This window comes from Micromonospora sp. NPDC048842, from assembly GCF_040649935.1.
GTDB lineage: Bacteria > Actinomycetota > Actinomycetes > Mycobacteriales > Micromonosporaceae > Micromonospora > Micromonospora hortensis.
In genome coordinates this window covers 112391-139382 of sequence record NZ_JBEZGK010000003.1, presented here as the reverse complement: position 1 = coordinate 139382, position 26992 = coordinate 112391, and the positions used below count along the sequence as shown (strand labels likewise).

Below are 26992 nucleotides of genomic sequence, written 5' to 3'. Positions count from 1 at the left end.
ATCAGGCTAGCTGTCGCTGTACGAGCCGCCCGGTCAGGAACGGGCTGGGCGTGCCGTGCCAGAACACCGCGAGCTCGTCACGCGCACGGGTGGCGGCGACGAACAGCAGCGACCGGTCGCGCTGGCGTTCACGCTGGTAACGCTTGGGGTCACTGTCCCGGTATCTGCTGATCATCTGCCGAGGCACCAGACCGTCAGTGACCCCAGCGATGATCATGCGCTGGTACTCGAGGCCCTTGAACCGGTGCATCGTGCCGATGTGCACGCCGTCAGGGCGCTTCGGGCCGTCCGGGCCGATCTCCACCACTTCCACGCCGTCAGCCTCCAGTCGGCTGATGACCTCAGCGGCCAGGTCCTTGGTCGGTACGCAGATGGCAACCGAACCGTCCGTCGGACTGCCCCAACTGCGCAGCTGCTCGACGATCAGATCCCGCTCCTGCGCCCATGTCCCGGCACCGCGAAAGACCGGGCGGCCGCCGCGCAGCAACGACCGGTAGCCGGCCAGGTCCTCCTCACCACCGTCGAGGTCGTCGTACACCTCCCCGGTCATGATCTGCAGAGCGTCGGCGAGGATCTGCCGGGTCGTGCGGTAGCTCAGCGTGAGCCGGGACGACCGACCGCGAATGTTGACGCCGAGGCTGCCCAATGTGACGTGGTTGTCGTAGATGCGCTGGTGGGTGTCGCCGGTGAGGAACATGTCGTCCGGGCCTGGCGCGACCATGGCGCGCAGCATCTTCCAGTGCGCGGCGCTGAGGTCCTGCGCCTCGTCGACCACCACGTGGCGGTAGCGCGGCCGGTAGAACCCGCCGGACGACTCGCCGGCGACGCCGGTGTTCTGGGCCGTGCGGTCCATCTCGATGCGGGCAGCCCGTTGTGCCACCTGGCGCCAGGTCCAGACGCCGCGGTTCTCCAGCCAGGTGGTGAAGCGCTCGGTCAGTTGCCAGATCTGGTCCCGCTCGATCCGCGAGAGGCTGCGGCCGCGATTGGGACGGCGGGCCTTGAAGTAGTCCGTCCGCGAGTTGAGCACCTGACCGAGGATCACCTGGGTCCACTCAGCGGCGAGGAACTCCGCCTCCCAGGCGGTCTCGCCGGTCTCGATGAGGAACTCGTCCCACAGCTCAAGGACTCGATTGTCGTCCACCACGCGGCGGCTGCCACCTGCCTTGGCTTCGGCCACCACCCTGCTGGCCAACCGGTCGATGTTGACAATGTCGACGCGCGACACCAGCTCCTGCCCGCCCAACGCCATGAGCCGGGTCCGCAGGTCGGCCGCCAGATTCCGGTTGAAGGTGGTGAGCAGGATCGGCTTGTCCGCTCCGTCTGGCAACTGCCGGGCGAGGTGCGCCACGCGGTGCAGGGCGACGATCGTCTTGCCGGTGCCTGGGCCACCACCGACCCGTGCCGGGCCGTTGTAGCGGCGCTCGACCAGCTTGCGCTGAGTGGGGTGCAGGAAGATCTGCCACCGCTCGAAGGCTTCACCGAGCATCGCCTGCAACGCCTCGTCGTCGGAGGTCACCTGCGTGGCGGGCCGTTCCACTGCCGCCTCGAAGTCCTCGGGGTCGACCGGCTCGTCGGCGCGGACCGGGTCCGTGACCTGTTGCAGCACATCGTCGTAAGGGGTGCCGTCGAAGAGCGCGAAGAGCACGTCGGTGGTGAGCTGCGGCGCCCTGTCCAGCAGTTCCAGCAGCTCGGCCTCGGCTGTCAGTTCCCGGATCTGTGGGAGCAGCGGCTCGGATACGCCGAGCTCCAACAGCTGGGCGTCCGTGTAGGTGTCGAAGAGCGGTTTCTGCGCGGGCTCCGGTTCCACATCCGGCGGCACCACCCGACCGATGATGCTGTCACCAACGGGCGCCATGTCGATGACCTCGATGCCGCCGGTGATCCGGTTGATGCGGTACGCGTACCGGGAGAGGTCGTCGTACACCTCACCGCGGTGCTTGACCGCGACGAGCAGGTAGTCGCGCTCGGAGATGTGCAGCAGCAGCGCGCGATAGTCCTTGTTGACCCGGGCGGACATCAGCCGGGAGTCGCTGTTGAGCGCCTTCAGGTTGAGCCCCGGGTTTTCCGGGTTGTGCCGGAACTTGTGCATGAACTCGTAGACCGCTCCGATGTCGGCGCGGGTGAGCTTCATGACCTCCTTGTCAGCGCGGTCCAGCATCCGCAGTGTCGTTGCTCCGGTGCTCATCGACGTTCTCCCCCGCTCGTCGCCTTGATCTCTGCGGCCAACTCGTCAACCGACCACTCCCGAGCGGTGCGGGCATGCCAGCCGGCTTCCGCGTACGCCCGGTCGCGATCTTCCGTCTCCGGGTCGTCGGACGGACCGGTGAGCACGATGGCGATCCGCCGGTCGGGCCAGGCCAACTCAGCCTGCCAGCCCTGGTCGCCCAGCTCGTAGCCGACGACCGGCGCGGGCAGATCCTGCCGCGCGAGCTGCTGGACCAGCTGATCCAGGGTGTTCTCGGCCGGGTCGAGGTAGCGCAGGACGTCCCGCCACGGCGACTCCGTGTCGAGTGTCTCGGGCTCGGCGGCGGCCGGCTGCGCCGAGACGCCAAGCCACGTTGCCGTCTCCTCGTCAAGCGGCAACGCTCGTTGAGCGAGCACGAGCCCGGTGCCCTCGGTGACCGCCATCGAGGCCGGCTCGAACGCATCAAGTGTGGACACGGCGAGCTGACCCGCATCGCCGCCACCATTGCCAAGGAACTGGATGACATTGCCCCACGCCAGCCAGGCGGCCCAGCGTTCCTTGTGCCCCTCGCCCGCAACAGCGGCCGGCAGGTCGTCGACGACCGCGAGAGCCGACATCGTCGGCAACGGCCTGCTGCGCGCGTCGAGAACGACCGTCACCGGGCAGCCTGCGTTGTCCTGAGATAGGGCGACCATGATGTGCCCTGCGGTGGAGGCGGGCAGGGATCCTCCACGCAGAGCGGCGGTCAACCTTTCCGCGACGCCAGCGGAGTCGGTGGCGCTCTTGTCTCGGGCCTGTTTGAGCATGCCCCACAGGGCGGCTTCCGCCCGCCGCTGCCAACCGGTGAGGTCAGGATCGGCAAGGAAGCGCATGAGCTGGTCGATCGGGTTGACCCAGATCGTCTCCTCAAGCTCTATGGGATCCGCGCCGGGAACCATGCCGCGGAACTTGTCCCTGGCGGTCTGCTTGCTCAGTCCGCCGTACGGCATCCACCGCCCCTGCCCCTCCGCGCTCCCCCAGGTCTTGACGTCGTCCCAGGTGGCCGCGAAGACCAGGTAGCCGTGGGCGCGCAGTCGGGCCCGCTTCTCGGCGTCGTCCGCGAGCCGGTTGTACTGAGATGAGGCGTGGTACTTGAACCCGTCCAGATAGACCGCCACCTCCGGTGAGGGGGCGTCGAGGCGCTTGAAGTGGACGTCAGGGCGGGTGCCTCGAACGGTGTTCTGCAGCTTCATCTGCCAGTGGGTGACGCTCTGGCCGTTGTCGCGGACGAACCGAAGGTCGGCGATGCGGGCACCGTCGTGGTCGGTCCGCCGATCGATTCGCAGGCCCGAGTTGGGTGTCTCACCAAGCGCCAGCAGTTTGGTGAGGAAGCGCATTTCCAGCTCGCTCTCCACCTGGTGGATCAGCGAGATCTCATCCGTCCGGGTGCCCTCCTCGACGTCCCAGGTGTCGAGGAGCTTGTCCAGCATCCCCAACGCCTCGTCGCGGCTCATCAGGGCGAAGTGCTCGTTGCGCGCGTGGCGCAGGAGGCAGCGGTGACACACCGCTTTGCCTTCGTGCCGGCAGACGCAGTCGGCGATCCGCTGCCGCGCCAGCTCCAGGATCGCGCGGAACTCCTCCGGCTTGGCAAGGCGGTGCAGATAGCCGGTGCCTTGCGGCTGCGTGTCGAAGACGACCACGAAGTTGCGCGTCCCGTCGCTCTGCCCATCCGGCATGGTGGCCGATACGGCTTGCAGGTGCGCAGGGTCGCCACCGTACTGCGCGGCGATGCCGAGGCGGATCGCGGCGGCGAACGAGGCGATGCGCTCCTGGACCACGGCGGTAGCGGCGGGGATCAGGATGCGCAGCGCCTCGGTCTCCAGCTCGTGGGCGAGGATCAGGTCGACATGAGTGTCCGGTGCAGCCGGCGAACGGCGGTAGGGGCACCAGGGCCGGTGGTGCTCGGAACCCTTCGCAACGGTGGACCCGGAGGTCTCCGCAGCGAGTTGTTGGCTCACCGCGGGGATACCGTCGACGGTCGTACCGCCGCAGGAGGTGCACGTGTGGAAACGGTTGATCCGCACCTCTTCACCCGCGAAGAGTTCAGCTGCCCGGTCGTAGCGCTGCGCTCCAAGGTTGAAGTGCCGGATCATCGCGTGCCGGCTGTAGTCGACACCGAACGTGTCATGAGCGTGCCGCCAGGACGAATCGACCTTGGCCGGGTCCACGTCGACGGCGACGGTGGTGGCGTAGAACCGCCGGTCCCGGTCGTCGCTGTCGTCACGGATGCGGGCGTCGTCGCGCTTGTCGCGGCTGAGCACCCGGGTCGGTTGGAGCACCTGGAACAGTCGCCCGTGATCGGCGATGCCCGGGTCGGCGCATCGCGGGCAGGCGCTGGTGTCCTCCTTGGCAAGGTGTGTGCGGACGTACCCACACTGCGCGCAGATCCGCCACTGCTCGTACGCCGGCCGGTCCGCCGGACCGACGTCCAGCCCGGAGATCTCGTGTTTGTAGCCCCGCACGTAGTAGCTGTTGCCGGGTGCGATCTCGACCAACGCCTGCCGGGCGGGGCGCGCGTACTCCCGGAGTTCGCTGTGGAACCGACGGTCGCCGTCGGTCTTGTCCTCCCAGGTCAGGGTGGCTTCCAGGTCGGTCCGGCTGTCGATGAGCGCATAGTTGGGCAGCAGACCGAACTCGACCAGGGTGCCGTGGGCGGCAGCCGCGCTGACCTCTCGCAGGCGGCGGCGGACCGCACCCTCCTCGGCCTTCAGCATCTTGATCTCGCGGGCGTGGTCCGGGTCACTGGGCACCAGCGTTCCCCGGGCGGTGGCAAGCTCCTGCATCCGTCGACGCAGGTCGGCCAACCGGAATTCCCAGACCTCGTCGGCCTCCTTGACCCGGTGGACGATGCCGTCCACCGCGAACTCGCGCAGCTGGTCGGCGGCGGCCCGCAGGACCTTGTCCCCGAAGAGGGCCAGGAAGTCCTCCACCAGCCGGCTACCGTCTCGACGACCAGCCTCGGCGAGGCCCGTCAGCCAACCCGTCGGGCCGAACAGCACGTGCGCCCGCCGTGGCATCGGCAGCACTCCGGCCAGACGGCCGCGGGCGGCCAGGTCGATCAGGTGGGCGAGGTACTGGCGGCGCAGGATCTCCACGGCGGAGAGAAAGCAGCCGGGCGGGACGATCTGACCGGCGATCATGTCACGAGGATCGGTGAGGTAGTAGCGATCCCGCTCGGATCGCCCAACCAGGGTCAGCACGAGCGCGTTGCCGCTCTTGCGGCCGGCGCGGCCCGCCCGCTGGACGTAGTTGGCCGGACCGTGCGGGAGCGACGCCAGCACCACGGCGGAGAGGGCGCCGATGTCGATGCCCATCTCCAGTGTCGGCGTGCAGGACAGCACGTTCGGGTCGGTGTAGCGCTCGCCTTCGCGGAACTGCTTCTCCACCGTCTCCCGCTGTGCACGGGTGAGCATGCCGGTGTGTTCGCCGGTGACCACCCGGAACACCGGGCTGTCCAGGTAGAGCCGCCGGTAGTAGTCGTCGGCTGCGGTGTCGTCGTGGGCGGCCTGGAGTTGGCCGCGGCAGCGGTACTGCCGGCACGGCTGGCCGATCCAGTCGGCCACCCGGTCGGGGTGCTCGGTCTGCTGCCAGTGGCAGGTGTCGCAGCCGACCCCGGCAGACACTGCGGAAGCGTCGTCGAGTCGGGTCACCCGCAGGTGGCCGGGCATCAGCCCGTACACAGTGTTGCCGTCCTCGGTGTCGCCAACGGCGACCACGCCTTCTGCGGCGAGGGCCGGCAGCAGCTGGCTGAGGAAGCCGGCAGCGTCACCGGAGTCGAGGCCAAGGCAGCGCGACGTCCAGTCCTGATACCAGTTGCCGCGCGCGGTGATCACGTCGAACTCCGAGCGGGACTTCGGCGTCGCGAGCAGGAACGCGGGCGCGGACAGGCCCTTCGGGAACGCGGGCATCCCTGCCGGCCGGCCGCCCCAGATCTGCCACCGGGTGCCGCCGCGCTTCAGGTACGGCACCAGCCACTCGTGGAACACCGCACCCCGGGTCCGTAGCCGTTCCAGCAGACCGCGGAGGAAGGCGAGGTAGCGGGTGTCGTCCGGCGCCATTCCGGCCAGGTGACCTGGGCCGGTGAGGTGGACGTCCCGGCAGATCGCGGCGGCTCGCGCCGGATCGTCGAGGGCCACCTCGACGGAGACACTGCGGGTCAACTCCAGGGTGCGGCCCTGCCGGGAACGCAGCCCGGTCTCCATCACGGTGGCGAAGACGAGCCGCTCGCTGATCAGCTCCCAGGTTTCCCGGCTACCGCTGTGCTCACCGGCGAGCAGGCTGTCGACTCCGGGCTGATCGTGCAGGTCCGGCGGCACGACGGTGGAGAGGATCTCCGGCTGCGCCGCCTCCTCGATCATCCTGACGAAGAGGTCGTCGAGCCCGATCGACTCCCCGGCTTTCAGACGGCCGGCGAGGAGCGAGCGCAGCGAGAACGAGTAGGACCGGTTGGCGACGAAGCCGGCGCGGTGGGCGGCGTCCTGCACCGAGTCGTTGAAGAGAAGCGTCTTCTTCTCGGCCTCGTCGAGCTCCCCACCGGTGAAGAGTTGCGTGATCGCCACCGAGGCGAGGGTGGCCAGGCCGGCGCCGAGGAAGCGGATGCCGTGGTCCAGTTCGCAGGACGGGCACCGGTCCTTCTCGGCGCCGTCGATGTCGAGCACGTCGCCGAGCACGACGATCGCGTCGTCGGCGGGCTTGCGATCGCGCTGCTCGTCGAAGGGGCGTACCCGACGGCCGTACTCCAGGACCAGCAGGCCACGGGAGCGCTGGCGTACCTCGTCGTCGGTCGCGGCGATCAGTGCGCGGACCCGGCGCTTGTCCCGACCGACGCTGGCGCGGTAGATCTTGTCCGGGTCGGTCTCCAACTCCTGCGGGTCCTTCTCCGGCGACAATGCCATCCAGCCGGAGCGGCCGCAGTGCCGGCAGTAGATAGCCGGTAACCGTGGGTAGCGGTTGTCGGCGACGACCACGTCGGCGTCGGTGGCGTACGGGTCCAGCTCGCGCGGCGCTTCGCCGTACCAGCCGAAGGCGGCCTCGCGGGAGGTGCCGCGCAGCAGTCGGGAGACGGCGCGTACCCACAGGTGGGTTTCGATGTTGAGCAGCGGGCGGCCGGGAGCCTCCGGGTTCTGCGCCACGGAGAGCAGGCCGACGAACCGGGCGAGAGCCTTCGCCGTGATCTCGGGCGGGGTCTTCATCACGCTGCCCCAGCCGGTGGCGTTCTTGCGAGGCAGCACGTCGATGATCTCGTCGAGGGTGCAAGGCCGTGTCTGGAGCGAGTCGAGCACCGCCTTCGTCAAGGGATGCTGACGGAGCAGGCCACCGAGGCGTGCCGGGTCATTGAGGCAGCGCTCGCCGAGGACCAGCTCGGCGAGCTTGGCCATCATCTCCTCGGGGTCGCGGTCGTCGACGGCCGCGAGCTGCTCCGGGGTGGGCAGTGGCAGGCTGAAGTCCTGGCTGGCGATGAACTCGCCGGCCTCGTATCGGTCCTCCCCCACCAGCGACCCGGCGTCGAAGGCGACGCCGAAGACCTGCTCGGCGACCTCGCGGATCGCGGTACGACCGTCCCGCCCGCCGCCCTCACCCAGCGTGGCGGAGGTGGCCACGGGACAGATCGGCCCGAGCGGCCGCTCCGGCTCGTCGAGGTCGAGCGCGGCGGCGAGCCGGCGCAGCAGCATCGCCACGTCGGTGCCCTGCGCGCCGTCGTAGGTGTGGAACTCGTCCAGCACCACGTACGCCGGCTCAGCGCCCTCCCAGAGCGGCAGGTCGTCGGCGCGCTGGAGCAACAGGTCCAACATCTTGTAGTTGGTGATCAGGATGTCCGGCGGCGTGCGGCGCATCTCCGACCGTTTGGTGAACACGTGCGGGTACTCGATGGCCGCGACATCGCCGATGTAGAGACCGGCGGTGACCTGGCTGAGCGCCGGGTCGGTGAGCAGCTCGTTGATGCGTTGCGTCTGGTCCGTCGCGAGGGCGTTCATCGGGTAGAGCAGGATCGCCTTGACGCCGGCCTTCCCCTGCTGCTTCTGTCGCCGGCAGTGGTCGAGAACCGGGATCAGGAACGACTCCGTCTTACCCGAGCCGGTGCCGGTGGTGATCAGGGTCGGCTCGGCCGCTCTGCCCTTCGTCGACAAACGGGCGAAGGCGTTCGCCTGGTGCAGGTAAGGGGTGAAGCCGGCCGGCGCCCAGTCGAGGTGCGCCCGCCAGTCCCCCTCCGCCGGGCGGAAGGGGGTGCGAATCCGCAGGTAGGGGCCGCGGAAGATGCCCTGCTCCGGGTGGGAGAGAAAACCTTCCAGACCCTGGCGTACGCCGTCCTCGGTCAAGCCGAAGGTCGTGGTCAGGTACTGGGTGAGGGTCCGACGCAGGGTGTCGGCGGCGATGGTCGGCCTCATGAGCGGATCACCGCCGCATGCTACTTCACCCCTTACCGCGGTTGACCTGCCCAAGAGCCTCCTGCGAGGCAGAGTCGGATTCGCGACAACCACTCTGCCTGTGCGGCAGCGGAGAAGAGGACATACCAGCCCGCTGCCGAGGACGTCCGATTGTCAGACGATCTCGGCAGCGGCACGGCACCGGCGGGAGCTCAGGTTTGACGCTCCTCATCCTTATCATCGGCAGTATCTAGGCCTACCTCTCGCGCCAGTTCGCTCGCCGTCATGCGTTGGTCGGCTGCAGCACGCCCCGTATGGTCGAAGCGGACCCCTTCGGCCTCCAACACGATTCGTGGGTCGTCGCGGCGTTGCGGGTCAGGCCAGCGGAAGTCAGCCGAGATGGCGCCGTCAATCTTCAGCACACGGTGAGCGTTCGGCACCTGAACGCTGGCTAGTCGACCGGCGACGGCACGGTGAAACACGCCCACGACCTCGGCGATGTCTGAGTAGCTGGTCCACCGGCCGGCTGGAATGCTGGCGAGCGCCTGGTTCATCAACGACCAGCGTGGGCTGGGTGGGGCGACTGCTGCTGATTCGTCAGGCCCCGGCCAAATGGCAAGGATCCGGTCGGCGAGGGCCCGGCCGCGAGCGAGGATTTCTGTGCGACCCCAGCGCGGCGCGTCGGCTATCTCACGGTTCATCGCCAGCCCACTGTCACGGAGGATCTTCTTCTTCGCCTCGAAGTTGTCGTTGGCCAGCTTCGGGTTGTAGGCGGTCAGACTGAGATTCCCGAGGGTGTGCACCAGGGAGCTGTGCAGCTCCTCAACCGTCTCGTCATTCTCCAGGTCGGGGTGCAGCATCTCCCGCCAGTCGTCCGTCAGCGACTGGGGCAGTACGTGTTCGATGGTGACTTTAGCCGTATCAAAGTTGATGGGTTCCTTGTGCTCGTAGTCCTCCTCAATGCAGCGCAGCACGTAGCTGCGCTGTGGGCCACGGCCCAGCCAGTAGAAGCTGTTAACCAGCACAGCATCCCGGATGTATTGGTTTGTGGGGAATTTCTTCCTCACCCCAGATAGCGCTCGGGTGATAGCCCTGGCCGAGGGAACTTGCTCGCCCAGATCTTTGATAAGCGACATCAGGATCCGGTTCGTGTTCGCACTGGCGATACCGGTAATCATGCGACGCACGAGGTAGCTTTCAACCACTCGCAATGCTTCGGCCGTTTCGACGGAGCTGAGGCGGCCGGCCTCATACGCCAGAAGGACGTGGAGCGCGATGGGGTGGACTACTGCGGCACCCCAGCGGTCAAGTCGGTCCAAGGCCCGCCGCAGGATCGGATCGGCCACCTCTTCCGGCGCTAGGATCTTTCGGAACAGCCGGGCCTTGTGATGGAGGTTGATGATCCAGTCTTCGATAGCAGCCTCGTCGGACAATTGACTGAGTCGCTGCTGCTGGGCTTGGTAAATCGCCTCCTGGGTAGCCCGATCGTCACCACGGAGCACCAGATCCAACCAGACCAGGTCCTCAAGCTGCTTGTCTGTGAGCAGCTCCTGAAGCGGTAACCAGTGCCGTTCGTAAACGTGATCGCCGCGAGCGGGCAGTCGCATGAATAGGTAGTTGCGCAGCAGGTCCGCCTGTGTGAGCGGCTGGCCGGTGTAGTTGAGCGACTCAAAGATCCGGTGGACGTTGTCGTCCGGATGCGCGGCGATCTCAACCAGGCTCAGCCGTGCCGCCACCGCCTGCTCGATCCGGACCAGGTCGTGGTCGTCATCAGGATCATCGGCTTGAACGAGCGCGGCTCGGAAGAAGCGGTACGCCTCTCCGATGCGATCTTCACCGCCAGCACCGGGGTCCTGCTCCACCAGCGCCAGCCATGCCGCTCGGTCGGCCTTGGTGGGTAGAAGTGTGTACCGCTCCATCCCCGACGCGTACTTGTTGAACAAGTACATGTCGTCGATCTTGGCGGCAAGCTGCTCATCGGACTTTCGAACATGGTCACGGATGGCACACAAAAGGATGCTGAGCGTCGTCAGCCGCTGTTGACCATCCACGACCAGCCAACTTTGGACACCGGTTGGCGTATTGGCCGGGCTGGGCGCCAAGACCACTGAGCCAAGGAAGTGCGTGGTGTTGTCGCCCACCTCCGTCACCCGCATCACATCGGCCCACACCTGCGCGAGGTCCCGACGCTTCCAGCTGTAGCGGCGTTGATAGAGCGGAACGACGTACTGCTTCTCGCCCTGTAGCAGGTTACGGACGGTCGTTTCATTCGCCTTCAAATGTTCTCCCCAGGGACGGCACGGCGAGGCTCCACCCCGCGAGCGCGGAGGCAGGGTCCACATTGCTACCGGCGCGCGGCAAACGATGTCAGCCGATCGAACAAGGTGTCCGCACCTTCCGCCGGTTTGACAGATCAGCAAACTAGCGGCCGTAGTGTCGATGCGTCGAGCCCACGTAGCCAGTCACCAGTCGGAGACCCGACCCAGTCCGGTGACGGAACGGCGGCGAGCGGCCGTCCTCCGCTGCCCGATTCGAGGACGTGCACGACTCGCAAGGCACTCTCGGCAGCGGCGTCCTCGTCGGTGACGACTCGACCGCTGCTGCCCCTCGTGCTTATTAGCGGCCACCGGCCAGGGCAGACCGGCCCTTCCCCTGGCCTCAGGCTGAAGGCCGCCGCTTACGCCAGCGCTGGATGGTCCGCTTGTAGGGCTCGGGCATGTGCAGATGAGGCACCTCGTCGTACGTGAACACGCCAAGTTCCTTGTGCTCAGCGGAGTAGACGAGGGCCTCGTCGCCGACGTAGGTGGCGCCGAAGCTCACGATGAACACGTGCCGGATCGGCGTGATCACGTAGACCCAGGAGTCGATGATGTCGACCTCCGTGATGGTCAGCCCGAGCTCTTCGGCGACTTCCCGGCAGACGCCGTCCTCGGGCGTCTCGCCCACTTCGAGCTTCCCGCCGGGTAGCTCCCATTCGTCGCGCTCGTTGCGCAACAGCGGCACTTTGCCGTGGTGATCGATGACGAGCTTGACCGAGATCGGCAGCTGGTATTCGACGTAGCCCGGGTTTCTCTCGACCAGGTACGGCGGTCGCTCGGTCATGCGGGCGGTCCTTCCATGGGCGGGCGTCAGTTCGAGGTCAGCAGGAGAGCGGCGATGTCATCAGCCAGCTTGAACCGGCCGCCGCCATTGACGGGCTTACTTTCGGCGTCCCGGATCAGCTTCTCCAGGTAGTGCAGCCCTCGATCCCTTGCGTCATTGATCACCTGGTCCCACGAACGATAGAGCCCATAGTCAGTGACCAACCGGGCGAAGCCGTCGGTGCAGAGCAAGATGCAGTCGGTGGTCGTCCACTCACCACGGACCGTATGTGGGCGGAGTTGGCGATACGGATGCCCGGAGAAGACCGATTCGGCATCACCGGAGGTCATGGTGTGTAGCCGACGCTTGTGCATCGCCGCGATGACCTGGGCCGCCTCGCGTTCGTTCGTCGCCACCGCCGCAGCTTCACGACGGTCGAAGTAGCTGGTCGACAGGACCACCGGCAGAGAGCCCTCGACAACGGCGGTGGCGTCTCCGATACGAGCGAGGTCGTAGCCGTCGCCCTGGTCGACGCAGACCGCGATCGAGCAGGCGGGTGGAACCCTGCTCGCGGGAAACGACAGGGCCGCCTGATCACGGGCCACGTCATCGGCGATCGATGTCAGCAGTGCGGCAGCCGGACCTCGGTACTCTTCGAGGCCGGCTTCGGTCAACCGTTCACCGATGCGGTCGACCAGCCACTGCACGTCACTGTCAGCCGGCAGCACGCTGTCGTCGTACAGGTCGGTGGCGCCGTCGATAACCCAGGCGAGTGTGCCGCGGTGGCCGACCCGGTCCTCGTTCGCCCGTGCACCACCGGCGGAGGTAATCGCTTCTCCTACCTTCATGGCTGGTCCAACTCTCACGACATCCACGAGGCCGGCACGAACATTCCCGCCCCGATCATCGCGCACCCGATGACGACTGCTGCGATCACCCGGCGAACGCGGCTGTTGTTGACGAGGGAAAACGTACCGAAAACGACGCTGATCGCACCGGACGCCACGAGCATGAGGCGAAGGCCCTCGACGCCGCTGCTCTGGCTGGCGATGTTGCTGGCGGTGGCAATGAACGCCACCACGGCGGCCAGCAGACCCAGGAGTTGCAGTTGCTGCCCCTTGAACTCGGTCAACTCGGTGCGGAAGCGGGCGTGGGCCTGGGCCCATCGCGCGCGCTCCTGCATCAGATCGATCCGAATACGACTCGACTGGTACTGGGTGAGCCGGCGCAGGTGGTCCCGGGAGGCGCGCGGCTCGAGCTCGATGGCCTGCGCGACGGCAGTCCTCGCCGCCTCGAACTCTCCCCGCAGTGCCAGCACCCGCCCTTTTGTCTCGTAGTAGTGGGCGATACGGCCCTGGGTCAAGGTGATCGCCCGGTCGACGTGCCGCTCCACCTCGTCGAGGTCACGCGCTGGGCCGGGATCCTCCAGACGTTCGAGGTATTCGACCCAGAACGCGGCCAGCTGGTGCACCACCGCCGCCACGTCGGGCATAGAGGCGACCGCCTGACGGGAGTATTCAACCGAGCTGCGAAGCGAGGCGAGGTCACCCTTGGCTCGGGCCACGATCGCCCGAAACGTATGGAAGTAGGGCTCAGCTCCAAACTCGTCCTCGTGATCTCGGACGACCGAGCCGTACTCGGCGTGGCGTTCCTCGCGTCGCAATCGCAGCAGGAGCGCGTAGAGCGCCACGAACCGGATCCGGGAGCGGATTGTTCGATCGTCGAGAACGGCTTGCAGCAGTGGCTCGGGATCTCGGTACGTCTCGATGACAGCTCGGATCGCCTGCGGGAAGGCGGCGTCGGACGGTGGCGGCACCCGCGACAGCGCGGCGACGAGGTGGGCTCGGCTCTGCGATGACGACTCTGTCGGGCGCGGTTTAGGAACTCGCAAAAGGAAACCCCCGGTTCAGCCACGCGTACGGATGGTCGCTGTTGACGCGCGCCAGGAACCGCACGATGCTCCTGTCCCCGGTGAAGGCTGTTCGCCCGTGCATGAAGCGATGATTGTGAACGAGGTAGCCGTCACCCGAGCCTAGATGCAGGGATCGTGTCGTAGCGACGATCAGACGACGGACCTCGGCCACAAGATCCGTACGTCCGTCCGCGCTGTACGGACCGGCAACCCGGTCATCGCGGTAGCGGATTCGGGCGTGGCCCGGGGTGAACTCGACGAGAGGTGGGCCTGCTCGACCGGCCGCCGCCCTCAGCCGCAGTTCGGCGATCGTGGCGTCCTCGGCCCGATGGCGGACGAGCGTCAGCACCCGGCTGCCGTCCACCAGGGTGGCGCTGCCCCCTGCCTTCGCCGGAGCGAGCATCAGCGTGGCGAGCACACTCGGTGGCTGTGCGTGCAGACTGCGATCGGTGTGCGGCAACAGCGGCAGCTCGGTGAAGCCGGCTTCGTTGTCACCGTCGCCGGTGCGGTATCGAGGCGCGATGACGGTCAGTCCTTCCGCGACCTGGTGAGGATGCTCTACCGGGACCGTCCAGCGGTCGAGGAGCGCCCTGACTTCGGCAACTGACGCCCCTTGAATCAGGACGACGCCGTCGCGAGCGAGGGTGGCGGGCAGCAGATCCGGGCTCACTTCGACCGCATGTCCCGCCTCCACCAACAGCATTCGCCTCGCCTACCCGCGGTCAGTCCTCAGGCTCGTCCAGTTCGACGGCGGCCGGAAGCTGCGACCGGTCGGGGGGCCGCACCGGAGCGGGAGTGGGCAACGCACCCAGACCGGCCCCGTCCAAGGCGGTGTGCAGCGTTCCGACTAGTTCCTTGAGCACGTCTTCCCGGGCCTGGTTGTATGCGAGCTGTGCCGCCGCACCAGCGGCGGCGCCGGCGCGCTCGTAGCCACCCCAGGTGTCCAACCACTCGTAGGAGCCGTTGACGCGCCGCATGCGGGCGACCCAGTAGATGGATCCCTGCTTGCGAACCGTCCAGTAGCTGCCATCGGCCGTGTAGTTCCGGTACGCCATACCGACCAACCTATCGACCCGGCTCGTAGGTCACCTCAGCCTTACGTCCACTTCGGAGGATGTGTCGTGTTGGCAGGCCAGAGGGAGGCATCCCCTGCGGCATTTAGCCGCTAACTGACAAAAGTTCAATGCGACGGTACGCAACTTGCACTATTGGGATTTCGCTCAGCTTAAAGCCGCCAAGCCAGATAGACGACAGGTTGGTTCTTCGACCACCAACTAATCTGCTTTCATCGGTCCACACAAGGCGGTTAGCGCGAAGGAGAATGTCTATGTTCATCGTGGCGACGCAGGATCCAAGAACACGCGGCAATTCTGAAGGACCCGATTCGGGCGCGGAGGCGTGGGGTGCCCTCCTGCCCATCGACGCGGGCCTCACACAGGCCCAGGCGGATCGGCAGTTGGCCACCTACCTGGCCGGGGTGCAGGCGGGCGAGCCGCTGTGCATCCGCGCGCACGGCAACGACGAGGAGATCGGCGACGCCGAGGCCGGCGCGAAGGACTGGGGTTGGACCTACAAGAAGCTGGCCCGGATGCTGGCCACCCACCTGACCGCCAAACCGAGCGTCGTCCTGATCCGGTCGTGCGCCGAAGAGGTGACCAACTTCCCCACTCAGATGGCGGTCCGCCTGGAGTCGAACTGGCCGGTCGCGAACCACCTCGACAGGGTCGTCATCTACGGCTACAACACGTCTGTCAGCATCAGCACACCCGTCCCCTCGCCGCAGCAGCTGACCAAGAACATCCAGGTCCAGCCGGTCATCGTCTCGTTGTGACCCGCCGCCGAGCCGAGCAATTCATCGTGCACGCCGACTTCTCTCCGCATTTCGGGTTGCCCGCGTAGCGAGCTGGCGCACTCGCGTGACATTGACACTCTGAAATTTTTCGATCACTCTGGGTGCCTGTCTCGTGCAGTGCGTCAGCACCGGGGGTGGGCGTGGAGATTGATTCGCTCGTAAAGTCCCTGAGCTACCCGTCGCTGCTGGCGCTCAGTTCCTCCCCCGAGCTCGTCGACGACGTGCTCCGGTACGCCACGACACACGCCAAGACGCGCGAGGCGTACTGGCACCACAAGACGTTGACCCCGGTGGACGTCGGCAGTGGCGGGATACGGACCACTCCCGCGCAAGTGCTGCATGAGCTGGGGGTCGCCACCACACTGTTGACCGCGTCCCCACTGTCACAGGTCGCTCGGCACTGGGCCGCTGTCCGCTACTGCGCCACGCTCACCAAGAACGGTGCGCGTCTCGCTCTGACGCCGGATGCCAACGAGGTCGTCTATCACCACAAGGTGACCCAGTCCGAGCAGTTGGGCATCGGCCTGGCCCTCGTGGTCGCCAAGCGTCTGTTACGCGAACAGTATCGAGGGTGGACGTTCCACGCGGTTGACGCAGAGGTGGCGTTGAAGGCGGGCTTCGTGGATGGCGGCGGTGCAGTGCAGTCGGTCTCACGGACCAAGATGCGGCCGGACTACATCCTGCTCGGCCATCACGCCACGAGGAGACACAGGCGGATGAAGATTGTGATTCTGGAGTGCAAGGGCACTCACGGTCCGCCGAGCTTCATCCACGGGCAGCTCGCCCGAGCCGCCGTACAGGTGGAGGCGTTGTCGGTGGGCGGGAGCCACCCGCCGTCGCTGATGGTCGCCTCGCACCTCACCCAGGCCGGGATCACCGCCTACGTGCTCGACCCGCCTGGCGATGACGAGTTGTGGTCCGGCGACGACGAAGAGCTTGACGGTCTGTTGAGCACCGCCCCCGAGGACCAGTACTGGCGACCGCGCACGGTTTCACCTCCGGAGCCCGAAGCGAGACAAGCACCCGACGAGGTACCGTCGCCCGCCGACGAGATCATCACCGATCCGGATCTGGCCGAGGAGTTGCCGTCTGGTGCACCCCAGGTCTTCGACATCCCCGAGCAGCAGCGTGGGTGGTTCACTCAGATCTTGACCCGCGCCGTGGCGGCCACCGCCCTGCTCTTCGCCGGGAACAGCGCCGCCGCCAGCGGCTATGCCACTCCCCGCCAGCGAGGGACGGAGGATCCGGCATTTCAGCCAGGGCTGTTCAACCTGGATCCCGCGTGGGCGACGAGCAGCGCAGCGACATTCGCGCTACCCGACGGGCTCTCCGCGGAGGGCACCCGGCATCGCGCACCCCTGGGCCAGGGAAGGGTCCTGGAGGTCTTCCGAGGCGTGGAGAGCCGCCTCTACCGCGAGTTGGCCGAAGGCCAGGTCAGCGCCTACTTGAGAGATGCGCCGATCTTCTTCGGCAGGCGGGCCGCGTCGCCGGCCGACGGCAGCCTGTACTCGTTCGGCCAGGATGGGACCGTCCTGGTCGTCCGGGTCCTCAACGACGGCGGGTGAGACGCCCCTACGCTCACCTCGCCGCTACTTCCCGGCACCACCGAACCGGTCGTGCTTGGCAGAATCCGACGGATGAACGCTCCGATGGTTGATGCCTGCGGCCTCCCCGGCATGCTGGCCTTCCGACAGTGATCGACAGATGATCCGACAAGCATCACCCTGGGCTACAAGCCCTCTGCTGCGGTGGAAGCTCGCCACGCCGTTGATCGGGCTCAGCCTGCTGATGACCGTCCCGGCGGTGTTCGGCACCGTAACCTGGTGGTCGCTCTACGGGGTCGGCTACCGGGCGCTGAGCGTCGCCATCTGCCTCGTCCTCACCGCTCAACTGGCGGTGGCGGTCTCCATCGGCGTCCGACCGAGCAGGGACGTGCCCTGGACGAGGGCCGGGCTGGTCATTCTCGGCATGCTGGTCGCCTGCGGACTGGCCCGGATTCGCTACGAGCTCTGAACCTCACCCCAGCCCCATTCCATCCCCGACAGTACGTCGAATAGGCGCGCGTGGGAATTGCGCGTTGATGGCTGCTGTCGGGGGTGTCTTGTATGGTCAGAGGCGTAGTTGCTTGGCGTGGCGGCACCCAATGGAATTGATTCCCGGGCGCAACGACTGCGCGTTTCACCGATGGCGTCCGAATGTAACAAAATGCAACAGGGAGAGGGCGGGAGCCGATGGCCGACGACATGGGATCGACAGTGCCGCGACGGCAGCTCGGGCGGGCGCTGCGCGACCTACGCACCGAGGCGCGGATGACGCTGGACGGCGCCGCCGAGGCGATGCAGTGGAGCCGACAGAAGATGTGGCGCATCGAGACCGGCCTCGGCCCGGTCCGCACCCTCGACGCCAAAGCCATGTGCGAGCTGTACGGGGCAACGCCCGACCTGACCGGCGCCCTCACCGCCCTGGCCGCCGAGACCAAGGCCAAGGGCTGGTGGCACTCGTACGGCGACGCCGTCCCCGACTGGTTCGAGCTGTACGTCGGCCTGGAATCCGCGGCCTCCCGTCTCCGGGAGCATGACGACACCCTGATCCCTGGGCTGCTTCAAACTCCGGGATACACGCGCGGTGTCTACCAGAACCGTCCCAACATGCCGGCTGACGAGTTGGAAGAGGTTCTGGACGTCCGCCGTCGACGACAGGAGATCCTTATCCGCCGGCTCCCGAAGGCACCAAGGCTGGAATGGGTCCTGTCAGAGGCCGTCTTGCTGCGATGCGTCGGCGGCCCGTCGGTCATGGGCGAGCAACTGGACCGCCTTCTTGAACGAACCAGGCTACCCAACGTGTCGATCCGCGTCCTGCCACTGTCGGCGGGTGCCCACTACGGCGCACTGGCAGGAGCTTTCGTCATGCTCGATTTTCCCCTGGTCAACCGAGTCGTCCCTGATCAGTCCGTTGTCTACAGCGAGTCGGTGACCGGCGCCCTATACCTCGACAGGGCGGAGGAGTTCGCGGTCTACGAGAAGGTCTGGGCGAGCCTCCTCGACCTCGCACTTGATGAGGAACAATCAAGAAGGATGATCGGCAAGATCAAGGAAGAGGTCCACCATGGCTGACGACCTGCTCGGTGCCCAGTGGCGGAAGAGCACCCGTAGCGGCGATAACAACGGCAACTGCGTGGAGGTCGCCGACAACCTGCCCGGCCTCGTCGCCGTACGCGACAGCAAGGACCCGGCGGGGCCTGCCCTTACCTTTCCCCCCACCGCCTGGACCACCTTCGTCCGGCTCACCAAGTCTGGGCACTGAGTCGTACCTCAGATGGGAGCGCAGCCGACAGACGCGCCGGACGCGCTCCCGTCGTGCAATTGGTCAAGAGGCCGCGTCCCAGAGTGCGGGCTGGGCCACGTCCTCGAACAACAACCCCCGGTTCCGCCACGCCTTCACGTTCGCCGGGTAGATCGCCGCATGCAGGCTGTTCGGGTTGGGCAGGCGAACGCCGCCGACGCTCGCCGTGAGCTCGTCGTGCCGCTCGCGCACCCCGGCAGGCGTCTCCGGGCACGACATAGAAGTCCCGGCGTCCGTCGGTCACGTCCAAGAGGACGGAGGGGTCGACCGACATCGCCGTCATCCTGTCGATGCCCGCGATCATCCAGCCGCCCTGCGCGGCGACTTGAACACCTGCCGTCCTTCCGTTGATCGTCACGAAGGTCTGCGAACCGTGCAGGCTCGCCGAAAGGCCGCGCAATAGTGCCTCAGCCACCGCGAGGTGCCGCCCAGCCTGATGCTTCTGCCGGTTACTCGGAGCCATCTAGTCGTCTTTTCGGGGTGGAGGAGGAGTAGCAAGCTACGACGGCTGCCAGCCCGCATTGATCGCATCCTGAAGCCGCTTACTGAACACGGCATGCGCCTGCCGATACTCGTTCTCCCGATCCGCCTTATAGAAGGGTGCTGCGTACCCGTCTGGCAACGGACTCCGCATGGGATCCTCGCGGTATGCCATCAACTGGTCGTAGTGTTCCTTCTCTTGGCCCACACCAAAAGCGCTGCGATGGTCGGCGATCTTCCGCCCCTGCGCATCGAACCAAATGTTTGCCTCATACCTGGCTAGCTGCGGAAAGCGGCTCAGGTAGATCGCGACGAGCTCGTCAGCCCCGATGCCTAGCCATACGGACACCAGCGCATCCAGCTCTACCAAAGCTGCGCGACGTGCCCGGTCACTTCGCAGTGGAGTATCCACCCTCCAGTCGGTGGATATTGGGCCTCCATTGGTCCGCCCAAGCGGGTCAAGCCCAGGCCATTCATTAGCCCATGATTCGTATGCCCACGCTGGATCAAACAGACTGGACCATAGGTCAGAATAGGCACTGGTTAGGGAGTTAAGCCTCAGCGTACGCAACAATGCTGCGCTTGCCAGGGGATGTCCGGCCGACCCAGCGGGCATCACGCGGGCCTCGCCCTGCTGAAGATCGGCACGCGCCGTGATACGCAAGAAGTAGTCCACCGGAAGTGCTGACCAAAAAGCAGCCGCAAGCACGGTATCAACCTCTTCTGGCGTCGCCAGAGAATGAACGGCATGAATGTGCGAGGTTCCCGGTGGAATTATTGCAGCAAAGAGCGACCGTTCAGTATCGTAGGGGATTCTACGTCGCCAGACCAGACGGTAGTACTCCGTGTACCGACGGCCATTCCAGACGTCCTGCGCCGACGTATACCGCGTCGGATCACAGGCACGCACGTAATCGGTCGTGGGTACTGCGCTGGGGGGCAGGGCCACCAGGTCAGTTAGCGAGTCGTAAGTTCCGGTTTTTGGAGGCTGCTTGGCGAACGGCGTCGCGATAGAAAATTGAGGACCCCGAAGGATAACTCCATCCCACTCCTTCGGACGGTCAAACGAACGGCGGATCAAACCGTCCTGAACGGCATTGGACTCGTTGTAGCCGCGACTTATCCAAGGACTTAGCGAGCCCAAGCGAACGGGGAATGCTGTGAGAGCCTCAATCGCTCTCCCCTCTTGAGTGGTAACCGGGTAGAGTAGGGGAGTGTGCTCCACGGGCTCCTCGGCATCCGGCCACAAGCGGCGCCAAATTGCCAGCCTCTCTAAATTAACGAGAACCACACGCGATGCATGTGGACGCAAATCCCAGGCACCCTGATACTTAATGGACGGCGGCTCTCCGAATCCGTCATGCTCTAGAGAACGGACTGCAACCAAGGGGTCGAATAGCCAACTCAAGTGAGCGAAAGAAGCTTCGCGTTCCGCTCCATAAACATTCACTGAATACTGCCGCGTCCAGCCGATTTCCGGAAACAGAAGGCGCCGGTTCTGGAAGTGCCCGTGCAGACGGAGGTGGCGGTATGTCCTTGCTCGAAGTCGCCCCTCGTGGACCCCGCTGAGGTGGCTGTCTGGGTGGATGAGGCCAATAGTCCCGTAGGGCGCGAGATGCGACCAAACCCGACACATGAACGCCCGATACAAGTCCGGGCGCGTTCCCGAGAGCAAAGGGTAGGTTGTGACAGAGGTATAGAATGCAACATTACTAGAGTTCGTAATCAGCTCACGAAGGTAGAGCCTGTCCGCGGTTGCGGTTACTCTCTTCCGTTCTCGCCACGCCTCTGCGGCCGCATCTCCAGTCATTACGAACCACGGATCGCACTCGGCCAACACAATTTCTTCGCGCCAGTCTGGACGTACCCAGGGCGGGTTGCCGACTTGGAGGTCGAAGCCGCCCTTACCGAACGCCTGGGCGAAGGTGAGTTCCCAGTGGAAGAAGCCCTGCTGTTCCGCTACCTGGTCAGCGGTAAGAAGCCAAGGGAAGCGGTCGGAAAGGGTCCAGGGCGAGTCGACGCCGATGACGCCGTCGAGCCTCTGCTCGAACTCGCTCATCTCGCTCAGGCTCGTGAGCGTCCGCCCGTAGAACCGCTCAGTGTTCTCGTCCACGTCGCGACGCCCAATGAGTGCTTCGGCGAAGGTCAGCCAGTCGTCCAAGTCGGACAGTGGCACCTGCTGACGAAGCTGCTCCGCCACGGTCATCCGCCGGGTGCCCCCAGCCGGCTTGGCCGGCAGCTTCATCTGCTGCGGCTGCACGTTGCCGAAGATGTCCGCGGTCTCGTAGACGGCCGGTTCCTCGTACGCCGGCTCGTCCTTGATGTGTGACACCTGGACGGGCGCAGCCGGGTACACCGGGTCGGAGCCGTCGAGTAGCCGGACCTTCTCCAGCGGCCAGAACCACAGCGCGCACCAGACGTCCATCAGCGTCTTGAGCCGCCAGTACGGCGTGCCCGGCGCGGTCAGGTCGGCGAGGATGTCCTCCCGGGGCACCGCTTCCGTGACCTGCGGCAGGTCCTCAGCGCCCCAGACTGCGATGTCGCGGCGGATCTCCCGCTCGGAGATGTCGAGCCGCTGCTGCACCAGCCCCCACAGGAACTCAACCCGCCGAGCGAGGGCCTGCAACCGCTGCACCTGCGAGTTCTTCCCCTTGACGGACGGCGTGCGCTTCATCGCCGTACGCCAAGCCTTCAAACGGGCGGTCTCGGCCGGCGCCAACTCGCGCGCCTCCTTCTCCCCCGCTACCGCGCCCCAGCCGTCGGCGGGGAGCAGGAAATGGTGGATGGTGCCCTCGTCGATCGGCCCGTCCCGGAACGGCTGTTCCTTCGGCGCGGTGGTGAGCCACGACTTGTCGGCGAGCTGTTTCGGGCCGTAGGTCTTGCGGCCGGCACCGATGAGGGAATTGCCGCGTTGCAGGTGCAGGCCGAACCAGGGGGCCTGGAGGCCGGCGTGCATGACGTTGAGCCAGAGCGACACCTCGGCCAGCTCGACGGCGGTGCGGTTGAGGTCGACGCCGTAGCTGTTGTGCAGGGCGATGTACGCCTTCACCCGTTGGAGTTCGAGGTGGTAGTCCTCCGGGTCGAGGGTTACCTCCAGTTCCTTCTGGCGGCGGCGCAGGTATTCGGCGGCGACCTGGTTGATCGCCTCATTGAGGAACGCGCCGGAGCCGAGTGCCGGCTCGCAGATCGTCCAGTCCAACAGTTCGCGGGCCGGGGTGATCGTGTCGTCCTGGTCGAGCCGGTACTTGAGGGCGAGCTGGACGGTGACCTCGGTGAGCGACTGCGGGGTGTAGTAGGAGGCGCTGGTCTGCCGGTCCCGGCCGGCGAGCCGGTAGACGAACTGTCCCGGCTCGTAGCAGACCCGGCTACGGACGCCGGTGTACGCGTTCTCCTTGTAGACGAAGACGTTGTCGTCGTACTCGTCGGTCTTGGAGGCCGGGATCATCCACGAGCCGTCCTTCGGGTCGCCGTTCTTGGCGACCTCGTAGAGCTGCTCGGTGGCGACGAACCCGGTGTACGACATCAGGCCCTCGTAGACCGCGCCGAGCTGGTTGATGCCGAGCTGGGCGTACGAGATGAAGCCGCCGCGGCGCTTCTTGCCGCCCTTGGTGAGCATCAGCCGGCGCAGCACCTCGTAGAGGACCTTGTTGCGCAGCCGCGTATCGATCTTCGGGGCTTCGTAATCGTCGGGGTCGCTGCCCGGCTCGGCGATCAACCGACCAATGAGCTTGGTCTTCTCGGGCAGGAACAGGTCAGAGCGCATCGGCTCGAAGCGCAGCCCCTCCCCCTCGCTGGCCTTGTCGTCGACGTCCGCGCCGCCGCGCGGCCGGTGCCCCTCGTTGACCATGCGGAACAGCAGGTCGAGCGACTCGTACAGGTGGGTGCCGTCCTCGCCGGAGGGGGCGAGGCGGCGGGAGACGAGGTCACCGAGGCGGGCAAGGCTGTAGCCCTCGACGTACTGGGGGTCGTTGACCGGCAGCACGCCCAGTTCGGGGCGGGCCTCGGCGTAGAGCAGGAACAGGATTCGGTACAGGTAGCGCAGCGACTCCCGGCCCAACTCCTTGGCCAGTTCGTCGAGGTCCATCACCTGCTGCGGCTGGTAGCCGGCCCGCCGGATCTGGTCCAGGACCTCGTTGGCGATGAGTTCGACGGAGACCTTCAGGCCCTCGCGGAGTTCGCTGGACACACCGACGGCGTGCTGGCGGGAGCCGGCGACCAGGTCGGCGAGGGGTTCGGTGCCGCCCTCGGCGGGTGGGCGCAGCGAGTCGGCACCGAAGAGCGCCGCGACGACGTCGAGTTCCTTGTCGTCGTTGCGGGCGTACGCGGTGTCGAGGCTGACAGCCAGGTAACGGCCCTCACCCCAGACGGTGCGGTCGGCGAGCGTGATCACGCCGCCGCTGAGGATCAGCACATAGCGGGGCTTCGGGCTGTCGGCGGCGAAGAGCAGGGAGGTGAGCTTGGCGCCCGTCTCGATGGTCTCGGTGCTCGACAGGGTGAGCGGGTCGAGCAGGCGGCCGGCGTCGTCCGGGTCCTGTGCCGCCTCGGTGTCGACCGCCCAACCGCAGTCCAGCGCGACGATGCCGTGTGCGGTGGTCAGCTCGGCGTGGGCGACGTCGACCTCGTACTCCTGGCCGTTGCGTTCGACGGTGATGGTCTGCGGCTGCGGATCAAACCCGAGCGCCCGCAGCACGTCCTGGTGCTGCTTGCGCAGCCGCTCCGGGTCGAAGAACTCGACGTCGGTCAGCTCGGTCTTCGCGTCGAAGTACTGCCGGCGCATGCCGCGCAGGCCGGTGCGCGGCGTCGGCTCGCCAGCCTTCTCCTGCTCAGCCCACTGCTTGAGCAGACCGCCCTTGAGGGTGGTGGGCAGGATCTCGGCGAGGTAGTGCGCGGAGAGGTACTCGCCGCGGTTGGTCAGCGACTCGAAGCTCATGCGGCACTCTCCTGCGACGGTACGAGGACGGCGAGCACCCGTAGCAGCGGGTCGCCGGCGGTTTCCAGGCGGTCGAGCAGGTCGTGCTGCTCCTGGACGGTGGTGTCGACGCGTTGGCGTCGCTTCTCCCGATGCGCGCCGGGCAGCTCATCGAGGATGCTGGCCTGCTGGAAGGTCCTCAGCTGCTCACGGTGCCGCCGCAACGGCTCGGCGTTGGCCTCGGCCCACTCGGCGCGCTTGCCTTCCAGATACTGCCGGGCGACCTGGACCGCCTCCGGCAACAGATCCTTCAGCGGGTCGATCGCGATGGCCTCGGCGCGGTTGACCATCGTGGGGCCGACGTTGGCCTCGCGCAGCACGTCGTCCATCGGTCGGATGGTCGGCGACGCGGGCAGGCCGGAGACGGCCATCCACTGGACGACCGTGGGCTGGCCGAGGCGGTTGGCGTAGACGCCCTGGATCAGGAACGTCGGCGCGGCCACGTCGGCGGTGAGCACCGGGGCCTGCTGGCGACCGAGCCGGATCAGGACCTTGTCGACCAGCCAGTCCACCATCGGGTGCACGTCGCTGAGGAAGGCGATGTCCGGCCACATCGGGGTCTTGCTCTGCCGGGCCTGATCGAGCTTGCGCTGGGCGAGCGCACGGTCGAAGGTGACCTTGAGTCGCAGGTCCTCACCCTCCCGATGTGCCCGCAGGTAGGTGCGGGGCAGGTCGGTGAGCCGGTGCACCAGGTCGTCAGGGGCGAGGAAGGTCATCAGTTCGTCCTCGCGGCGCAGGTCGATGTGATCCTCGGGCCGGTCCTCGTAGATCTCGTACAGGGCGGCGTCGACGAAGTCCTGCGTGGAGTCGAAGAGCTTCGGCACCTTCGCCTGGGGCACGTCCTCCGCTACTGGCGCGGTACCGACCTCCCCGAAGAGGTCAGCCATCACGTCGACCTCGGCGTGGGCAGCCTCGTAGGACTCGTCCACCGACTTGCCGGCGAGCAGGTCCCGGACCAGCCGGTCCTCCTCGGCCTTGGCGTCGTACTGGCCCGTCACGGCCTCGACGCTGCCGAGGCTGCGGTGAGCGGTCTCCTCCCGGCTGAGCAGCTTCTCGGCGACCGTGCGGTCGTCCTTGGCGTCCTCGCGGTCGGAGGTGAGGATCAGCGCACGGAACTGCGGTTGGTGCTTCTGCCCGTAGCGGTCGATGCGGCCATTGCGCTGCTCGATCCGGATCAGGCTCCACGGGATGTCGTAGTGGATCAGATGGTGGCACTGCTGGTGCAGGTTGACACCTTCGGAGGCGACATCACCGGTGAAGAGCAACCGGACGTCGCTGCCGGCCAGCTCGAACTCCTGAAGGATCGTCTGCTCGTCCTTGTCGGCCACCCCGCCGTGCAGCACCCGGATCGCGTTTGGCTTGAGGCCGAGCATTCCGGGGACGACCTCGGCGAGCCACTTGATGGTCGGCACCCGCTCGGAGAAGACCACGGCCCGGGTGCTGCTGTTCTTGCCGACGCCGATCTTTCTCAGCTCGTCGACCAGCCCTTTGAGCTTGCTGGAGTCGGTGTCGGTCATAGCGGAGGTCAGCTCCGCGAGCCGGTCCAGGGCCGCCCGTTCGGTGCCGGTGGCCTTCTTGCGCCGGTTGGTCACCGTCTCTTGCAACGCGCGGTGCGAGGACAGAAACGACTTCAACAAGGTGTACGGGAAGAGTCGGTGCTGCCCCGTGATTGGCTCGTCGGTCCACTTGCCGGCCAGCCACACATCGGTCAGTTCGTCGAAGATGCGCTCCTCGATGGGCGTCGCTGTGCAGTGCAGGGCCTTAGACGGTCCGCGGTCGGCCCAGCGGTCGCCGATCTGGTCGCGTACCTCCGGGCTGATCTTCGTGCGGCGCAGGTAGAGGTGCGCGATGTCGCTGGCCTGGTAGTCCTTCTCGTTGGCGATCGCCGCCGGGTCGAGCAGCGAGATCAGCTGCGCGAAGGACTCCTTGTCGCCGTTGTGCGGGGTCGCGCTGGCCAACAGCAGCGCGTCGGTCTTCGCGGCCAGGCGGCGGGCCAGCTCGTTGCGCTGGGTGCCCTTGTTGATGAGGTTGTGCGACTCGTCGATGACGACCGCGTCCCAGGTGGTGGCGTCGAGGTGGTGGCCGAACTGGCCGGCGTCCTTGAGGGTGTCGACCGAGATGATGGCCCGTTTGAAGTAGGTGAACGGGTTGCGCCCGGCGGGGATCTCCTGCTGGATGCGCTGGATGCCGGTCGAGTCGAGCCGGACCAGCGGGATCGCGAACCGGGTCCAGAGCTCCCGCTGGAACTGTTCGAGAACCTGCTGAGGAGAGACCACGAGGATGCGCTCACCTCGACCCCGGCGGATCAGCTCGGCGAGGATCAGCCCAATCTCCAGGGTCTTGCCCAGGCCGACGACGTCAGCGAGCAGGATCCGCGGCCGCAACCCGGACAGGGCCAGTTCGACGGGTCGCTGCTGGTAGGTCAGCGGGTCGAGCAGGAAGCGGTCGGCGAGGGCCAGCCCGCGCTCGGTGCGCGGCAGCGGAGTACGCCGCAGCACGGCCTCCAGGAAGAGGCGGCTCTGCCGGAACCGCGACGAGGTGTCCTGGATGAGGTCCGTCTCCTCGGGCACCAGCGGCGTGATGTCCTCAAGGTCGGTGAAGAAGGTCGCCTCGACGTCCTGCACGAACTCGGAAACGCCAACCGCCTTCACCATCGTGCCGTCTGCGGTGCCGGTCTTGACGCTGCGGATGAGCCATTCCTCGTCGCGAACGACGATGCGGGAGCCCGGGGCGAAGGTCGCGGCCTGGGTGGTGGTCATCGGTGGTG

The 26992-nt window shown here is 66.6% G+C and carries 16 protein-coding genes; 5 read left to right on the top strand and 11 right to left on the bottom strand.

The annotated features are described in order from the left end of the window. Position 1: 1 nt before the first annotated feature. The 8 genes from AB0C19_RS05570 to AB0C19_RS05535 form a co-directional block, all read right to left on the bottom strand. Positions 2–2185 carry a UvrD-helicase domain-containing protein gene (locus AB0C19_RS05570; protein ID WP_357179871.1) on the bottom strand — a complete coding sequence of 728 codons (2184 nt, stop codon included), beginning with the start codon at positions 2183–2185 and terminating at the stop codon, positions 2–4. Beyond that, entirely contained in the window at positions 2182–8610 is a 6429-nt protein-coding gene (locus AB0C19_RS05565) for a DEAD/DEAH box helicase (protein WP_357179869.1), read from the bottom strand. Before AB0C19_RS05565 ends, AB0C19_RS05570 begins: the two co-directional genes overlap by 4 nt. 191 nt (positions 8611–8801) lie before the next feature. Beyond that, positions 8802–10868: a DUF262 domain-containing protein gene (locus tag AB0C19_RS05560; RefSeq protein WP_327035639.1), complete on the bottom strand. Its 2067-nt coding sequence runs from the start codon at positions 10866–10868 to the stop codon at positions 8802–8804. Positions 10869–11247: 379 nt separating this feature from the next. Next, complete coding sequence (locus AB0C19_RS05555; protein ID WP_357179865.1) at positions 11248–11691, bottom strand: NUDIX domain-containing protein; 444 nt, start codon at positions 11689–11691, stop codon at positions 11248–11250. 26 nt (positions 11692–11717) lie between these two features. Beyond that, a complete protein-coding gene (locus tag AB0C19_RS05550) occupies positions 11718–12545 on the bottom strand; it encodes a protein phosphatase 2C domain-containing protein (RefSeq protein WP_357179861.1) in 828 nt (275 codons plus the stop codon). Then, positions 12533–13360: a hypothetical protein gene (locus AB0C19_RS05545; RefSeq protein WP_357179858.1), complete on the bottom strand. Its 828-nt coding sequence runs from the start codon at positions 13358–13360 to the stop codon at positions 12533–12535. Before AB0C19_RS05545 ends, AB0C19_RS05550 begins: the two co-directional genes overlap by 13 nt. 187 nt (positions 13361–13547) lie before the next feature. After that, a complete protein-coding gene (locus AB0C19_RS05540; protein ID WP_357179855.1) occupies positions 13548–14285 on the bottom strand; it encodes a TauD/TfdA family dioxygenase in 738 nt (245 codons plus the stop codon). A gap of 19 nt (positions 14286–14304) precedes the next feature. Continuing rightward, entirely contained in the window at positions 14305–14637 is a 333-nt protein-coding gene (locus tag AB0C19_RS05535) for a hypothetical protein (protein ID WP_112678173.1), read from the bottom strand. Positions 14638–14909: 272 nt separating this feature from the next. Here AB0C19_RS05535 and AB0C19_RS05530 point away from each other — a divergent pair, with 272 nt between their 5' ends. The 5 genes from AB0C19_RS05530 to AB0C19_RS05510 all read left to right on the top strand — a co-directional run bounded on the left by AB0C19_RS05530 (position 14910) and on the right by AB0C19_RS05510 (position 18737). Beyond that, the gene (locus tag AB0C19_RS05530) at positions 14910–15413 is read left to right on the top strand and encodes a hypothetical protein (protein ID WP_357179851.1); all 504 of its coding nucleotides are present in this window, start codon (positions 14910–14912) and stop codon (positions 15411–15413) included. A 161-nt stretch (positions 15414–15574) separates the two neighbouring features. Beyond that, positions 15575–16999: a hypothetical protein gene (locus tag AB0C19_RS05525; protein WP_357179848.1), complete on the top strand. Its 1425-nt coding sequence runs from the start codon at positions 15575–15577 to the stop codon at positions 16997–16999. A gap of 238 nt (positions 17000–17237) precedes the next feature. Beyond that, positions 17238–17447 carry a hypothetical protein gene (locus AB0C19_RS05520; RefSeq protein WP_357179845.1) on the top strand — a complete coding sequence of 70 codons (210 nt, stop codon included), beginning with the start codon at positions 17238–17240 and terminating at the stop codon, positions 17445–17447. Positions 17448–17665: 218 nt separating this feature from the next. Further along, entirely contained in the window at positions 17666–18547 is an 882-nt protein-coding gene (locus AB0C19_RS05515) for a helix-turn-helix transcriptional regulator (RefSeq protein WP_357179842.1), read from the top strand. Beyond that, complete coding sequence (locus AB0C19_RS05510) at positions 18540–18737, top strand: DUF397 domain-containing protein (protein WP_327035630.1); 198 nt, start codon at positions 18540–18542, stop codon at positions 18735–18737. The genes AB0C19_RS05515 and AB0C19_RS05510 overlap by 8 nt, the downstream gene beginning before the upstream one ends. Positions 18738–18800: 63 nt before the next feature. On the opposite strand, the gene AB0C19_RS05505 is transcribed toward AB0C19_RS05510, so the two are convergent. The 3 genes from AB0C19_RS05505 to AB0C19_RS05495 all read right to left on the bottom strand — a co-directional run bounded on the left by AB0C19_RS05505 (position 18801) and on the right by AB0C19_RS05495 (position 26984). Beyond that, positions 18801–18968, bottom strand: coding sequence for a hypothetical protein (locus tag AB0C19_RS05505; protein ID WP_357179838.1), 168 nt, complete (start codon positions 18966–18968; stop codon positions 18801–18803). 307 nt (positions 18969–19275) lie between these two features. Beyond that, a complete protein-coding gene (locus tag AB0C19_RS05500; RefSeq protein ID WP_357179835.1) occupies positions 19276–24186 on the bottom strand; it encodes a class I SAM-dependent DNA methyltransferase in 4911 nt (1636 codons plus the stop codon). Then, entirely contained in the window at positions 24183–26984 is a 2802-nt protein-coding gene (locus tag AB0C19_RS05495; protein ID WP_357179832.1) for a helicase-related protein, read from the bottom strand. Before AB0C19_RS05495 ends, AB0C19_RS05500 begins: the two co-directional genes overlap by 4 nt. Positions 26985–26992 lie beyond the last annotated feature (8 nt).

Excerpts from the sequence above, each read along its gene's own strand:
- AB0C19_RS05570 (WP_357179871.1), bottom strand. The coding sequence starts at position 2,185 with ATGAGCACCGGAGCAACGACACTGCGGATGCTGGACCGCGCTGACAAG.
- AB0C19_RS05565 (WP_357179869.1), bottom strand. The coding sequence starts at position 8,610 with ATGAGGCCGACCATCGCCGCCGACACCCTGCGTCGGACCCTCACCCAG.
- AB0C19_RS05555 (WP_357179865.1), bottom strand. The coding sequence starts at position 11,691 with ATGACCGAGCGACCGCCGTACCTGGTCGAGAGAAACCCGGGCTACGTC.
- AB0C19_RS05540 (WP_357179855.1), bottom strand. The coding sequence starts at position 14,285 with ATGCTGTTGGTGGAGGCGGGACATGCGGTCGAAGTGAGCCCGGATCTG.
- AB0C19_RS05535 (WP_112678173.1), bottom strand. The coding sequence starts at position 14,637 with ATGGCGTACCGGAACTACACGGCCGATGGCAGCTACTGGACGGTTCGC.
- AB0C19_RS05530 (WP_357179851.1), top strand. The coding sequence starts at position 14,910 with ATGTTCATCGTGGCGACGCAGGATCCAAGAACACGCGGCAATTCTGAA.
- AB0C19_RS05515 (WP_357179842.1), top strand. The coding sequence starts at position 17,666 with ATGGCCGACGACATGGGATCGACAGTGCCGCGACGGCAGCTCGGGCGG.
- AB0C19_RS05510 (WP_327035630.1), top strand. The coding sequence starts at position 18,540 with ATGGCTGACGACCTGCTCGGTGCCCAGTGGCGGAAGAGCACCCGTAGC.
- AB0C19_RS05500 (WP_357179835.1), bottom strand. The coding sequence starts at position 24,186 with ATGAGCTTCGAGTCGCTGACCAACCGCGGCGAGTACCTCTCCGCGCAC.
- AB0C19_RS05495 (WP_357179832.1), bottom strand. The coding sequence starts at position 26,984 with ATGACCACCACCCAGGCCGCGACCTTCGCCCCGGGCTCCCGCATCGTC.